13 protein-coding genes are annotated in these 15,563 nt (G+C 31.7%); all 13 read right to left on the reverse strand.

Annotated elements, in window-relative coordinates; genetic code table 11:
- Positions 1-88: 88 nt before the first annotated feature.
- The gene (locus MHI13_RS09310; protein WP_019834951.1) at positions 89-1,075 is read right to left on the reverse strand and encodes a gluconeogenesis factor YvcK family protein; all 987 of its coding nucleotides are present in this window, start codon (positions 1,073-1,075) and stop codon (positions 89-91) included.
- Positions 1,072-1,986 carry an RNase adapter RapZ gene (rapZ, locus tag MHI13_RS09315; RefSeq protein ID WP_054105330.1) on the reverse strand — a complete coding sequence of 305 codons (915 nt, stop codon included), beginning with the start codon at positions 1,984-1,986 and terminating at the stop codon, positions 1,072-1,074. The genes MHI13_RS09310 and rapZ overlap by 4 nt, the downstream gene beginning before the upstream one ends.
- Positions 1,987-2,139: 153 nt before the next feature.
- Complete coding sequence (gene trxB / locus MHI13_RS09320; protein ID WP_017175915.1) at positions 2,140-3,081, reverse strand: thioredoxin-disulfide reductase; 942 nt, start codon at positions 3,079-3,081, stop codon at positions 2,140-2,142.
- A gap of 63 nt (positions 3,082-3,144) precedes the next feature.
- Entirely contained in the window at positions 3,145-4,584 is a 1,440-nt protein-coding gene (locus MHI13_RS09325) for a tetratricopeptide repeat protein (RefSeq protein WP_049415402.1), read from the reverse strand.
- A gap of 17 nt (positions 4,585-4,601) precedes the next feature.
- Positions 4,602-5,081: an acyltransferase gene (locus tag MHI13_RS09330; protein WP_017175917.1), complete on the reverse strand. Its 480-nt coding sequence runs from the start codon at positions 5,079-5,081 to the stop codon at positions 4,602-4,604.
- Entirely contained in the window at positions 5,081-5,923 is an 843-nt protein-coding gene (lgt, locus tag MHI13_RS09335) for a prolipoprotein diacylglyceryl transferase (protein WP_048761415.1), read from the reverse strand. The genes MHI13_RS09330 and lgt overlap by 1 nt, the downstream gene beginning before the upstream one ends.
- Positions 5,924-5,926: 3 nt before the next feature.
- On the reverse strand, positions 5,927-6,862 hold the full coding sequence (gene hprK / locus MHI13_RS09340) for an HPr(Ser) kinase/phosphatase (RefSeq protein ID WP_017175919.1): 936 nt from the start codon (positions 6,860-6,862) through the stop codon (positions 5,927-5,929).
- A 178-nt stretch (positions 6,863-7,040) separates the two neighbouring features.
- Positions 7,041-9,881 (reverse strand): excinuclease ABC subunit UvrA, encoded by a 2,841-nt coding sequence (gene uvrA / locus MHI13_RS09345; protein ID WP_070548419.1) that lies wholly within the window; start codon positions 9,879-9,881, stop codon positions 7,041-7,043.
- A gap of 7 nt (positions 9,882-9,888) precedes the next feature.
- Positions 9,889-11,874: an excinuclease ABC subunit UvrB gene (uvrB, locus tag MHI13_RS09350; protein ID WP_019834949.1), complete on the reverse strand. Its 1,986-nt coding sequence runs from the start codon at positions 11,872-11,874 to the stop codon at positions 9,889-9,891.
- 267 nt (positions 11,875-12,141) lie between these two features.
- On the reverse strand, positions 12,142-12,369 hold the full coding sequence (locus MHI13_RS09355) for a CsbA family protein (RefSeq protein ID WP_054105326.1): 228 nt from the start codon (positions 12,367-12,369) through the stop codon (positions 12,142-12,144).
- A gap of 5 nt (positions 12,370-12,374) precedes the next feature.
- Positions 12,375-13,022: a YfbR-like 5'-deoxynucleotidase gene (locus MHI13_RS09360; RefSeq protein WP_017175923.1), complete on the reverse strand. Its 648-nt coding sequence runs from the start codon at positions 13,020-13,022 to the stop codon at positions 12,375-12,377.
- 208 nt (positions 13,023-13,230) lie between these two features.
- Entirely contained in the window at positions 13,231-14,115 is an 885-nt protein-coding gene (locus tag MHI13_RS09365) for a COG3942 and LysM peptidoglycan-binding domain-containing protein (RefSeq protein WP_054105325.1), read from the reverse strand.
- Between the two features lie 220 nt (positions 14,116-14,335).
- Positions 14,336-15,449, reverse strand: a protein-coding gene (prfB, locus tag MHI13_RS09370) for a peptide chain release factor 2 (protein ID WP_100442621.1) whose coding sequence is annotated in 2 segments (ribosomal slippage) — positions 14,336-15,376 and positions 15,378-15,449 — 1,113 coding nt in all. Because the reading frame shifts where the segments join, the coding sequence is not laid out codon by codon here.
- Between the last annotated feature and the right edge of the window lie 114 nt (positions 15,450-15,563).

The following is a 15,563-nucleotide window of genomic DNA, read 5'->3' on the forward strand; positions in this document are numbered from 1 at the left end:
CTCCTTTTCTCATCATCATTATTATATGTAATTAACATCTCAAAATATATAACACTCTATATCAAATTATTTTTAAATTCATTAAAATTTATTTTTTAGGTTTAAATTGAATTGTACTTGTTAATTCAAGTGCTAAATCATATACAAGTTTAGCAAGTACCTTTGTATTATGACGAACAAAGACATGGTCATAAATTTCTACAAGATTTTTAGAAGTAATCATTTTAATATTATTTTCTGTTAATTTTATTTTATTCGTACTTACAGGATGAGCATTACGTTCTTTATATCGTTGAAGAATCTGTTCATCAAATGCATCATTACTACAAATAACATAATCAATAAATGGTTCACCAGCATGTTGATGAATAGCTTTAACATGATCGTAGACATCATAATCATTTGTTTCTCCTGGTTGAGTCATAATATTAGAAATGTATAATTTCGGTGCTTGTGAACTTATGATTGCTTTAGAAATACCTTCAATACACAAATTTGAAATTACACTTGTATACAGTGAACCAGGACCTAGAACAATTAAATCCGCTTCTTGTAAAGCATCAACGGCTTCCTGCATGGGTTCTACATTAGATGGTTCTAAATAGACACGTCGAATTTTTTTATTTTTTTTAGGTATTTTAGATTCACCTTTAACAATCTCACCATCTTCTAAAACAGCATTTAACATAACATTAGTATTAGTAGATGGAATCACTTTTCCTTTAATGTTTAAAATTTTACTTAATTCTTTCACTGCATGACCAAAGTCATTTTTTATATTTGTAAGTGCTGCAAGTAATAAATTACCTAATGAGTGACCTTCAATTTGATGTTCTTCAAAACGATACTGAAATAATTCTTCTAGAATTGGTTCTGCATCACTTAGCGCTGCAATGACATTTCTAATATCTCCTGGAGCAGGAATAGACATTTCATCTCTAATTTTACCTGTACTACCACCATCATCTGCAACTGTAACAATAGCAGTAATATCTATTGGATATTCTCGTAACCCTCTAGCTAGTACTGAGAGTCCTGTGCCTCCTCCGATTAGTACTACTTTCAACTGTTTCATTTCTTCACGCCACTTTCAATATGTGCATCTCTATGATGAACGTACACATTATAATCAAATATATCATTTAACTCTTCTCCGATACGTTTAGCTAAGGCTACAGAGCGATGTTGTCCGCCAGTACAACCTATTGCTATAACCAGTTGTGATTTACCCTCTTTTTTATAGCCTGGAATCATAAAAATAAGTAAATCCATTAGTTTTTCAAAGAAAGTTTCAGTTTCTTTCCATTTCATCACATAATTATAAACTGCTTCATCTTCTCCAGTCATCGGTCTCAAGTCTTCAACATAATATGGATTAGGCAAAAAGCGTACATCGAATACTAAATCAGCATCTTTCTGAATACCATGTTTAAATCCAAAACTAGTTACATTAATACTAAATGAATTCATTTTTTCATCGGCGAAATGACGTTTGATTCTTTCTTTTAATTCTTTGGGCTTTAACTCTGTTGTATCAATAATATAATTCGCTATTGATCTAATATTTGAAAGTAATTGTTGTTCTTCTAGAATTGAATCAATTAAAGACATTTGACCATTTTGATTTAAAGGGTGCGCTCTACGTGATTCTTTATATCTAGAAATTAATTTTTCAGTTGTAGCTTCTAAAAACATAACATCTACAATTACATCATTTCTCGTTTTAATTACATCAATTTCATTTATAAGTGATTTAAATAACTCTTTTCCTCTTAAATCAATTGCAATTGCTACTTTTTGAAGTGAAGGGTTACCTTGCTCCATTAACTCCACAAGTTTAGGTAGTAATATAGGTGGTAAATTATCTACACAGAAAAAGCCAATATCTTCTAAACATTGAATAACTAATGATTTACCAGCGCCAGACAATCCTGTAACAACTAATAGTTCACTTTTGCTCATTTCATCATTTATTTGATTAACCATTCTAAGCACCATCCATTTAAGCATACATGTATTTATATAACATCATAGCATATATTTTTACCTTGCTAACAATTTGTATCGACTTTACTGCTAAGAAAAAAGCTAGTAATAATACTTCTATCAGAAGTGATTATTCTAGCTTTAATTAATCCCTTAAGCTTCTTCTTTATCTTTTAATTCTTCGATATAATCAATTGCACTTTGTGCAGCAATACTACCATCACCTGTAGCAGTTACGATTTGACGTAATCCTTTATCTCTCACGTCTCCAGCTGCAAAAATCCCTGGTACAGAAGTAGTCATATCATCTTTTGTAATAATATAACCCATATCATTTGTAATACCTAAGTTATTAAATGGTGCTGTTAAAGGTTTCATCCCAATATAAATAAATACACCGTCTGCATCTAACGTTTGTTCAGACGCATCTTTTGTTGAAACTAACGTTACAGATCCAACTTTTCCATCTTTTTCATTAATTGATTTCAAAGTGTGACTCCAAATAAAATCAATTTTTTCATTTTTAAATGCACGATCTTGTAGAATTTTTTGGGCTCTTAATTCGTCTCTTCGGTGAACAATTGTTACTTTATCAGCGAATTTAGTAAGGAATGCGCCCTCTTCTACCGCTGAATCGCCTCCACCAATAACAAATATATTTTTGTTTTTAAAGAATGCACCATCACATACTGCACAATAACTTACGCCACGGCCACCTAATTCTTGTTCACCAGGAACACCAATTTTTTTATATTCTGCACCTGTTGAAATAATCACTGCTCTAGCTGTTATAGTTTTATTTCCTAGATTAATCACTTTGTGATCGCCATTATCTTCAATTGATTTGATATCTCCATATTGATAAGAAGCACCAAATTTTTTCGCATGTTCAAACATTTTTGTTGATAAATCTGGACCTGTAATCATTTCAAACCCTGGAAAATTTTCAACTTCTTCCGTATTTGCCATTTGTCCTCCAGGCATACCACGTTCAATCATCACTGTATTTAGATTTGCACGTGATGCATAAACTGCAGCAGTCATTCCAGCTGGTCCAGCCCCAATTATCGCAACATCAAAATCTACTTCGTTCATTTTTATACCTCCTATGTTTATATTAATACGCGCATTATATAGTATTATTTGCTTTTCATAAATTTATATGCTCAATAATTTATCAATTGCGTTATCTAATTTATATCTTGTAGTATTAAAAATTTCAATAATCTTCTTTTTAGTTATACGCTTTTTATGATAACGGTAATATAAATAAACATGTGCCGCAATATATCTATTTAACTCTTTAAAATTAACGCCTTCAACGATTAAAGCTTCTCCTTTATCAATCCAACTGACAAATAATTCTGTATCAAACGATAGTTCTTCAACGTCATACATTTTCTTTAATCCTTTATGAATAAAATCAAGCTTATTTAAATGTAATCCTTGAACTAAGTAAGTTAAATATAACTTTTCATAGTCATTCATGTTTTCCAATACTGACCAAATGTCTTCAGTCATTAGTATTTCTTTTCCGTTTAACTGATTTAATAAAAATACGCCATATAATCGATAATGACTGTCATCATCTAATAATAAAGGTAATATTTTTTGTTCAAATGTATATTTACTTTCTTCTAATACCCATGGGGCATATCCAACATCTACTTCAGAAATTTGCAATAATTTATCCCAAAATAATTTACTTTGTTTTTTATTTCCTAAGTAATAATAGTTATAGCTTAAAGCATTAAACATTTGAATTGAAACAAACTTACCCTTTTTATATAAAGGTAATAAAAGTTGTTGAGACGCTTTGTACTGTTTGAGATAACTTAGTACAATACCTAACTTAAAACTTTCATCTTCGTTCATCGGCATCACTTTATTTAATATTTTTATATATTTGTGATACTTCTCTGTTTCATTAGTATTATATAATAGCAATGTATAATGACATAGTGCATGTACATCCGAGTTATCTTCAGCAAGCAATGTTTCGAATAATTCTCTAGCAATCTCATATTCACTCAAATAAAGATAACACATTGCTAGTAAATTTCTAATAACGCGATGCGACTGAATATCATCGTTTTGTTTTAAAATATACGTTCGTGCTTCTTGTAAACGTCCTTGAGCGAATAAATATTGAAATAATAATTGAACTGCAAATAATTGTGCTTCCATTTCAATTTTATTTTCTTCAATATAAGAAACTTCGAACATTTTTTCTAATTCTTCTCTAAAAGAATCATCATTTGATAAAATTACATAATTAATACCAAACAAGAAGGCCTTGTTTGGCTCGTTAAGTTTAATATTCAGTTGACTCAATTGATAATAACTTTCTGCTACATTATGATCATTTATAATGCTTTCATAAAACATTTTTTCTGCTTTTTTATTCAAATTCAATTCATTTAAACAATCGGCATACTTAAGTCTTATATCAAAATCTTCAGGTGACAAATCTAGCACATTTCTATAATATTCAGCTGCTTTTCTATAATCTCTCTGTTTATATTTTTGATCTGCCATCTTTCGATAAAAATTCTCATCAAAAGTCATTGGAATAATTTTTTGTTCCTTTCGTGCCATGCTTTGTCACCACTTTCTTATTTATTATGAATTTGCATGGGGTTTCCAAAAGCAATAGTATCATCGGGAACATCTTTAGAGACGATAGTACCTGCTTTAATTATAACGTTATGACCGATTTTCACCCCAGGTAAAATGGTCACATTTGCTCCAATTAAAGTATGAGAACCAATGTCCACTCGTCCATAACGATACTCATTTACTAAAATTTCATGCGTTAATATTGTTGTATTATAACCAATAACAGTATTACTGCCAATAGATATTAACTGGGGATGAAAAATATCAGGCATTACCTTATAGGCAAATGCAGTTCGTTCCCCAATTGACATCTTCAAGAAATGAATATAAATATAACGTTTTACATTTAAAAAAGGAATAAAGCGACTTATTTCTATTATTACTGTATTTTTTAACACTTTAGAAAAACGAACAAATTGGTAAATGCGCCATAAGGGATTCATCGACTGTGTATTAATAATAGTTAATCGTCTCATTATTTTACCTTCACTCTTGAATTCCAAGTTAATGGTCCAGCATTTTTATAAATAACTGGTTGATGTTTGATTCGACGATAGATAATTAAAATAATACCCATAATCATTAAAATAACTGAAACAAGTTGAGCTACGCGAATATGACTTGTTAACATTAAACTGTCTGTTCGTAATCCTTCAATAAAGAAGCGTCCTATTGAATACCAAATGAGATATAATGAAAATGTTTCTCCAACGCGTAGATGCTTTCTAAGGGTAATTAATATAATAAATCCAAGTATATCCCAAATAGATTCATATAAAAAAGTAGGATGATAGTATACACCTTCAATATACATATTTCGAATAATAAATTCTGGAATATGCATGCTTTCTAGAAATGTTCTTGATACTGGTCCGCCATGAGCTTCATGATTCATAAAATTGCCCCATCGCCCTATACCTTGAGCTAATATAATACTTGGTGCAACAATGTCTCCAATTTGAAAAGGATTAAGATTTTTCAATTTACATAGAATAATTCCAGTAATAAAGCCACCTATTAATCCACCGTGAATAGCTATCCCGCCATGCCAAATTTTAGGTATTTCTGATGGATTTTCCATATAATAAGGCCATTGAAATATAACAAAATAAATTCTTGCAACTAGAAATCCGAAAATTGCACAATAAAAGATAATATCTACTAATGTATCTTTATGTAATCCTATAGATTTCAAGCTTTCTTGAGCAATAAAATATCCTATTAATATTCCTACTGCAATAATAATTCCATACCATTTTATCGATAAAGGACCTATATCGATAGCAGTAGGATTGATATAATTCAAATTAAAAAGCATATACTATTTCCCTTCATTCTGATTCCCATTCTTGATAATTTCTTCATTCAAACGTTGATTAAATTCTTCAGCTGTATTAATACCCATGATATTTAAACGATAATTCATTGCAGCTACTTCTATAATAACAGCAACGTTTCTTCCTGGTCTTACAGGGATTGTTTTTTTAGTTATTTCTGTATCTAAAATCTTTAATGTTTCTTCATTTAATCCAACGCGATCATATAATTTATTCTTATCCCAATTTTCAAGATTTATATTTAACCGTATTTGTTTTTGGGTTAGAATTGACCCCGCTCCAAATAAAGTCATGACATTGATAATTCCTAGTCCACGTATTTCTAATAAATGTTCAATTAACTTAGGTGGTGTACCAACCAATTCGTCTTTCGTAATTTCACGGATTTCAACATTATCGTCTGCTACTAAACGATGACCTCGCTTTACTAATTCTAATGCTGTTTCACTTTTCCCGATGCCAGAGTCTCCTGTAATTAATACTCCTACACCATATACGTCTACTAAAACACCGTGTAGAGAGGTCGTTTTAGCTAACTCATGTTCTAAAAATGTCGTTAATCGACTCATTAAACTTGTTGTAGCATCTTTAGAAACAATCAAAGGTGTATCCATTTCTTGAGCCGCTTCAATCAGTTCCTGAGGTGGCTCTAATCCTCTTGTCACAATAATTGCTGGCGTTTCAGGACGACATAATTTTCTCATTCGTCCCCGTCTTTCTTCATCTGGTAATAAATTGTAAAATGATAATTCAGTGGTACCTAATAATTGAATACGATTTGCTGCATAATGAGAAAAATAACCTGCCATTTCTAAACCAGGTCTAGAAATATCAATGTTTTTAATCGTTTTATTTAATCCTTTTTCTCCAGTAAATAGCTTCAGTTTTAATACTTTAACCAATCTATCTGTCGTTAACATGAGTTCACCTCAAAATTCCCTTGAATTAATTCATCTCTTATCATATCAAAAATATAACAATATGTTATATAAAAAAGGAGTAGAAAATGATTTTTCTACTCCTTTTTTCAAAATCAGTAAAATGATATTCTACTTCATTTGTACTCTAAAAAAACACTATCGCACATTAAATGCTATTTTATTCATCTCGCACTTTATCACGTTCTAACACTGTTTTTAAATACTTACCAGTATAAGAAGCTTCCACACTTGCAATGTCTTCTGGCGTTCCAGTTGCAACGATAGTACCGCCACCTTCGCCGCCTTCTGGTCCTAAATCTATAATATAATCTGCTGTTTTAATAACATCTAAATTATGTTCAATAATAACCACTGTATCTCCATTTTCCACAAGGCGATTTAATACTTTTAATAATCGACTGATATCGTCAACATGAAGACCTGTAGTAGGTTCATCTAAGATATAAATTGAGCGTCCTGTAGAACGTTTGTGTAATTCTGAAGCCAGTTTCACACGTTGTGCTTCCCCACCAGAAAGTGTGGTTGCTTGTTGTCCTAAAGTAATATAGCCTAATCCTACATCTACAAGTGTTTGTAATTTTCTATGAATTTTAGGAATATTTTCAAAGAAATAAGTCGCTTCTTCTACTGTCATTGCTAATACATCTGCAATATTTTTCCCTTTATATGTGACTTCTAAAGTTTCTCTATTGTATCGTTTGCCATCACACACTTCGCATGGAACATATACATCTGGTAAGAAGTGCATTTCTATTTTAATGATGCCATCGCCTTTACAAGCTTCACAACGACCGCCTTTAACATTAAAACTAAAGCGTCCTTTTTGATATCCTCTAATTTTAGCTTCATTCGTTTGAGCAAAAACATCTCTAATGTCATCAAATACACCTGTATATGTCGCCGGATTAGAACGTGGTGTTCTTCCTATAGGTGATTGATCAATATCTATAATCTTATCTAATTGATCAATACCTTTAATTTCCTCATGCTCTCCAGGTTTAACTTTAGAATTATTAATTGTTTGAGCTAATGATTTATATAACACTTCATTAACTAATGAACTTTTACCTGATCCAGAAACACCTGTTACAACCGTCATTATAGACAATGGAATATCTACATCAACATCTTTTAAATTATTACTTTTTGCACCTTTTATTGATATTTTACGATTCGTGATTTCTCTACGATGTTCCGGTACGTCAATACGTTTTTTACCGCTCAAGTATTGACCTGTTAAGGATTTCTTGTCTTTCATTACCTTTTTAGGAGTCCCACTTGAGACAATTTCGCCGCCATGGTTACCTGCACCAGGTCCGACATCAACAAGGTAATCTGCTGCTCTCATCGTATCATCATCATGTTCAACGACAATTAGTGTGTTACCTAAATCTCTCATCTCTTTTAATGTATTGATTAAACGATCATTATCGCGTTGATGTAACCCGATAGAAGGTTCGTCTAATACATAAAGCACGCCTGTCAATCGTGATCCAATTTGAGTAGCAAGACGAATACGTTGTGCTTCTCCACCTGATAATGTTCCTGAAGAACGATTCAGTGTTAAATAATCAAGGCCTACATTATTTAAAAATGTTAATCTTGAAATAATCTCAATTAAAATTTGTTTAGCAATCGCTTTGTCTTGCTCTGATAACTCTATATTCTCATAAAATTTGAGTGCATTTTTAATTGAATATTCTACAACTTCTCCAATATTGTATCCACCAACATATACTGAAAGTGCTTCTTTACTTAAACGTTTACCGTGACATGTTTCACACGGAAGTTCAGTCATATATCTACTCATCATTTCACGTGTATATTCTGATGGTGATTCGTGATAACGTCGATCTATATTAGCGACTACGCCTTCAAATTTCATTTTTCTACGGCGTGTGCCTCCATTTCGACTATGAAATGAAAACTCAATTTCTTTATCGCCTGACCCATTCATAAGAATACCTTTTTGTCTATCAGTCAATTTTTTATATGGCTTATCCATATTAATTTTATAAACTTCACATACTCGTTTTAATAATGTTGGATAAAAGTCGGAACTTGTAGGCTCCCAAGGTTCAATCGCACCTTCATTTAAAGTTTTATTAGTATCAGGAACAACCAAATCTAGATCCACTGTAAGTCTTTGACCTAATCCATCACATGTTGGACAAGCACCGAATGGACTATTAAAACTAAACATTCTAGGCTCTAATTCACCTATAGAAAATCCACAAATTGGACAAGCATGATTTTCAGAGAATTTGAGATCTTCTCCACCAATGACATCAACAATAAGGTTTCCTTCACCTAACTCTAAACTTGTTTCTATTGAATCTGCTAATCTTGTTTCTATTCCTGATTTTACAACTAAACGATCTACAACTACTTCAATAGTATGATTTTTATTTTTATCTAGTGCAGGAACGTCGTTTACATCGACTACTTCACCATCGACACGTAATCTGACATATCCCTTTTTACCAATATCTTCAATTAATTTTTCATGGCTTCCTTTTCTATGTGAAACTAAAGGAGCTAAAATTTGAATTTTAGTTCTCTCTTCTAATTCTAATATACGATCTACCATTTGCTGCACAGTTTGCGATTCGATTTCGATTCCATGATATGGACAAAATGCTTTCCCCACACGTGCATATAATAATCGAATGTAATCATATATTTCAGTCACAGTAGCTACTGTAGAACGTGGGTTTTTACTTGTCGTTTTTTGGTCAATTGAAATTGCAGGTGATAGTCCTTCAATGGTATCAACATCCGGCTTATCCATTTGTCCTAAAAATTGTCGTGCGTAGGCACTTAACGATTCTACATAGCGACGTTGTCCTTCAGCATATATTGTGTCAAATGCAAGTGATGATTTTCCCGACCCAGAGAGACCAGTCATCACTATAAGTTTGTTCTTTGGTAACTCAATATCGATATCTTTTAAGTTATGTGCTCTTGCACCTTTAACTATGATACTTGGACCTTTCATTTAATAATCACCCTTCTGCTTTTAGTTCAAATAACATATCTCTCAATTCTGTTGCTCTTTCAAAGTCTAAATCTTTAGCTGCTTTTTTCATTTCTTTTTCAATATTTTCAATTGTTTTCTGACGCTCTTTCTTTGTCATTTTCTTAGGTACTTCAGTTTGTTGTTTTTCATTTGTGTCATCATTATCCACTGTAGCACTAATGACGTCATGTATTTTTTTATTGATTGTTTTAGGAGTAATACCATATTTTTCGTTATGTGCCATTTGTATTTCTCGACGACGCTGTGTTTCATCAATTGCGTACTGCATAGAGTCTGTTATCTTATCGGCATACATGATAACTTCTCCTTTATCGTTACGTGCAGCACGTCCGATAGTTTGAATAAGTGAACGATTTGAACGTAAAAATCCTTCTTTATCTGCATCTAAAATAACTACTAACGACACTTCAGGTATATCAATACCCTCTCTAAGCAAATTGATACCTACTACAGCATCATACGTGCCCATTCTTAAATCACGTATGATTTCTATACGTTCAAGTGTTTTGATTTCAGAATGAAGATAATTCACTTTAATTCCTGCCTCTTTCATATATGTTGTCAAATCTTCACTCATTTTTTTAGTTAAGGTTGTAACAAGCACACGTTCATTCCTATCAATTCTTTCTTGAATTTCACTGAGTAAATCATCAATTTGATTCTTCGTAGGTCGAACATCAATTTTAGGATCTAATAAACCAGTTGGTCGAATAATTTGTTCTACCATTTTATCAGTATGTTCAATTTCATATGGACCAGGTGTTGCAGAAACATAAACGAGCTGTTTAGTTTTTTGTTCAAATTCTTCAAATTTAAGTGGACGGTTATCCATAGCACTTGGTAAACGGAAACCATGATCTACGAGTACTTTTTTACGTGCTTGGTCTCCATTGAACATACCTCTAATTTGTGGTAACGTCACGTGCGACTCATCTATCATTACAAGCCAATCATCACCAAAATAATCAAGTAACGTATAAGGCGTGGAACCAAGTGGTCTTAATGTTAAATGAACAGAATAATTCTCTATTCCTGAACAAAAGCCCATCTCTCTCATCATTTCTAAGTCATAATTTGTACGTTGTTCTAGACGTTGTGCTTCTAATAATTTATTTTCAGCTTTCAATTCTTTTAATCGCTCTTCAAGTTCTTTTTCAATACGTTCAATAGCGACTTTCATTTTTTCTTCTCTAGTAACGAAGTGGGAAGCAGGGAATATAGCAAAATGTTCTCTTTCACGTATCACTTCACCAGTTAGATAATTTACTTCTCTGATTCTATCAACTTCATCGCCAAAGAATTCTACTCGGATACACATTTCTTCCCTTGAAGCAGGAAAGATTTCTACAACATCTCCTCTTACTCTAAATGTACCACGTTGAAAATCGATGTCGTTTCTTGAATATTGAACATCGACTAATTTTCGAAGAAGCTCACTTCTATCCATTTCCATCCCTACTCGAACGCTAACAACTAAATCTTTGTATTCTTCTGGATTACCTAAACCATAAATACAACTTACACTTGCAATAATAATCACATCATCACGTTCGAATAAAGCACTTGTAGCTGAATGTCGTAACTGATCGATTTCATCGTTAATTGAGGCGTCTTTTTCGATAAATGTATCCGTTGATGGCACATATGCTTCAGGTTGATAATAGTCGTAGTAACTTACGAAATATTCTACCCTATTTTCAGGAAAGAACTCTTTAAATTCACTATACAATTGACCTGCTAACGTTTTATTATGCGCTATAATTAATGTAGGTTTTCCAACTTCTTTAATTACATTACTCATGGTAAATGTTTTACCAGTACCCGTTGCACCAAGTAATGTTTGATGACGTTTACCAGCTTTAACACCTTCAACAATTTTTTTTATGGCTTGAGGCTGGTCCCCTTGTGGTTCAAATTCAGAATTTAATTTAAAAGGATGATGTTCTACCATTCTTTCAAGCGCCTCCTCAGTTTATTTTATTAAATGTTTATTTCAGTAAAAATAATATTATTTATACTTATCTTAACAAAAAAGCGAATAAAAAAACAAACGTTTGTTCGCTTACGTTTGCCATCACTTTTTATACATATATAAAAGATGAGACACAAATATAAATTCACTTCTATATTTATGCCTCATCTTAATATGTTGACGTATTTTTATTAGATATGTATTAATAATATAAAACAAATGGTATCGTACTGCAATTTTTTTAGCTTAGTCTTGATGTTTGTGTAATTCTAAATTATCAATAATCACATAACCAGCTAGGATAGATACTACATCTAAAAATATAATCCATTCATTATGAAAAAATCCTTTATACACTGAAGCGGCAATTAATATCAATGTTACAATGACGCCTACCCATTTACTTCTGGTAATTACACTGAATAAAATAACTAAGATACAAGGAAAGAAGGCAGCTAAAGTATACCATATCATTATATTCACTCATTTCGTCTTCGTCGTTCTAAGATTGACATTGTTGTTTCACGTAGTTCAGCACGAGGAATAAAGTTTTCCGTAAGCATTTCCGGTATAACGTGATCGATAAAATCTTGTACTGAACTTAAATGATCAAACTGCATTATTGTTTCTAGGCTATGTTCATAGATTTCAAAAAACAGATCTTCCGGATTACGTTTTTGAATTTCACCAAACGTTTCATATAATAAATCAATTTTATCAGCTACTGATAAAATTTGGCCTTCTAAAGAATCATCTTTTCCCTCTTGAAGTCTTTTACGATAAATATCTTGGTATGGCTTCGGAATTTCTTCATTAATGAACGTATCTACCATTTCTTCTTCGACTTGGGAAAATAACATTTTTAATTCTCTGCTTGCATATTTAACTGGTGTCTTAATATCCCCTGTAAATACTTCTGCAAAATCATGGTTAAGGGCTTTTTCATACAAACTTTTCCAATCAATTGAATTACCATGATATTCTTCAACTGTTGCTAAGTATTGAGCTATTTTAGTCACTTTAAATGAATGTGCTGCAACATTATGCTCAAAATATTTGAATTTTCCTGGCAATCTTATTAATTTTTCAAGATCAGATAAACGTTTAAAGTATTGATGAACCCCCATAATGCGGTTATACCTCCTTATATTATTAAATAGAAATTATACTTGTATTTATTATATCAATCAATCGTTTAGTAAAAATTTTTAATTGTGATAATTTCGTAACTTTTATTTCTTCTTTTAAATAATACATTGCATTATTAATAACTAAAAAACATCAACAAAACATAAGCTTTGTTGATGTTTTAACATTATAAATCCTTTGAAAAATTTAATGTATAAAATTATAACTAGACGAATTATAAATTGTTCTATTTGTAACATCATTGAAATGACCATTCCAATTCATTTCTGAAACGTAAAACGAACCATCATTATTCACACGTTCTACGATACCTACGTGACCATAGTAACCCGCTGATGTTTGGAAAACCGCTCCTACTTCAGGACGATGATCGACCACTAAACCAGCATTTCTAGCTGAGCTTGCCCAATTATTTGCATTTCCCCAATAGCTCCCTACTGAACGTCCTAATTGTTGTCTACGATCAAATGCATAATATGTACAGTTACCAAAATAATAATGATTACCTTGGTTATTTAAAGCGCTATTATTATAATATACTGGTGCACTGACTGTTTCTGTATTGTCATTACTACTAGTAACATATGATGGAGACGCTACATACGGCGTAGTTTCAGCGCTATTATAACTTAATGGTGCAGTTTCACTTGAATAAGGCGTAGCATATACACTACTATCACTTATCAAGTGACTTTCTAATGTTGCTGAACCTTTGTCACTTACTGCGATTAAATCACCAGGATGAATTAACGGTTTTACTCCTGGATTAAATGCATATAATTCATCTAATGTTAAATGATGAGCTTTCGCAATTTTGTTTAATGTATCACCAGATTTAACTTCAACAATATCTTTATCAGGTACAACTATTGAAACATCTTTTTCAACTTCATCATTACCTATATGATTTAATTTTTTTATCTCATCTGCAGTTGTAGAAAATTGTTGTGCCACTGCTTCTACATTTGTTTTTTCTTTAACAATGTGTGTTTGTTGTGCATGTGCTAACGTATTTAAACCTGTAATTGCTGCAATTGAAGCAAATGTTACAGTTATTGATTTTTTTAACATGTTGTCATTCCTTTGCTGTAGTGTATTCTTGTTCATTAATACTTTAGCATAAACAACATTAAAAAAGAGGAATGTTAAAACCTTGTAATATAAAGGTTAAATAACACTCCTAAATTAGTTTAAATTGATTAAATTAGTAATATTACAAGTCACGAATTACATTTTAAAGTTAGATTTATTTAGATTTTAAAATTTTATTTTTTATTAATAAACAACTCAATCAATCATTTTGTGACATCGTTTGTCGTAAATAAGCTTCTATAAATGGCGCAATATCTCCATCCATTACTGCATCTACCTTAGCAGTTTCTTCATTTGTACGATGATCTTTTACCATAGAATATGGATGGAATACATACGAACGAATTTGACTACCCCATCCTATTTCTTTTTGTTCACCACGAATTTCTGCCATTTCACGTTCTTGCTCTTCTAACTTCAATTGATATAATTTAGATTTCAACATTTTCATTGCAGCTTCACGGTTCTTGATTTGAGAACGTTCATTTTGGTTGTTCACTACAATTCCAGTTGGATGGTGAGTAATACGGATTGCAGACTCTGTTTTATTGATATGTTGTCCACCTGCACCTGATGCTCTAAATGTATCTACTGTAATGTCATCAGGATTAATTTCTATTTCTATTTCATCATTATCAAATTCTGGTATAACATCACAAGAAGCAAATGACGTATGGCGTCTTCCAGATGAATCAAAAGGTGAAATTCTTACAAGTCGATGTACTCCTTTTTCTGCTTTTAAGTAACCGTAGGCATTATGACCTTTAATCAATAATGTGACGCTTTTTACTCCCGCTTCATCACCTGGTAAATAATCGATGGTTTCTACTTTAAAACCTTGTTGTTCACCATATCTTTGGTACATTCTTAATAACATGCTAGCCCAGTCTTGAGATTCGGTCCCTCCAGCACCAGGATGCAACTCTAAAATAGCATTATTTGCATCATGTGGGCCATCTAATAATAATTGTAATTCAAACTGATCGATTTGTTCTCTGAATGTTACAATATCTTGTTCTAAATCTTCTTTGATTTCATCATCATATTCCTCTTGAAGTAATTCCCATGTTGCATCCATATCTTCTAATTTATGGTTGAGTTCATAGTAACCATTAACTATCGATTTTAATGCATTATTTTTATCAATAACATCTTGAGCTTTATTTTGGTTATCCCAAAAGTCCGGTTCTGTCATCATTTCTTCATATTCTTGAATATTTGTTTCTTTATTTTCTAAGTCAAAGAGACCCCCTAATTTGTTCTAAATCATTATTATATTCATCAATATTACGTTTGATTTCTGATAATTCCACTATATATGTCTCCTTTATTTATAAATTCTTTAAATAAAATACGAGATCGTGACAAAAGCTTTTAAATGATAAGCAATATACGTCTCGATCTCGCCTAATTATAATTACTTGATA

The sequence above is a fragment of the Staphylococcus sp. FSL K6-0223 genome (assembly GCF_038008285.1).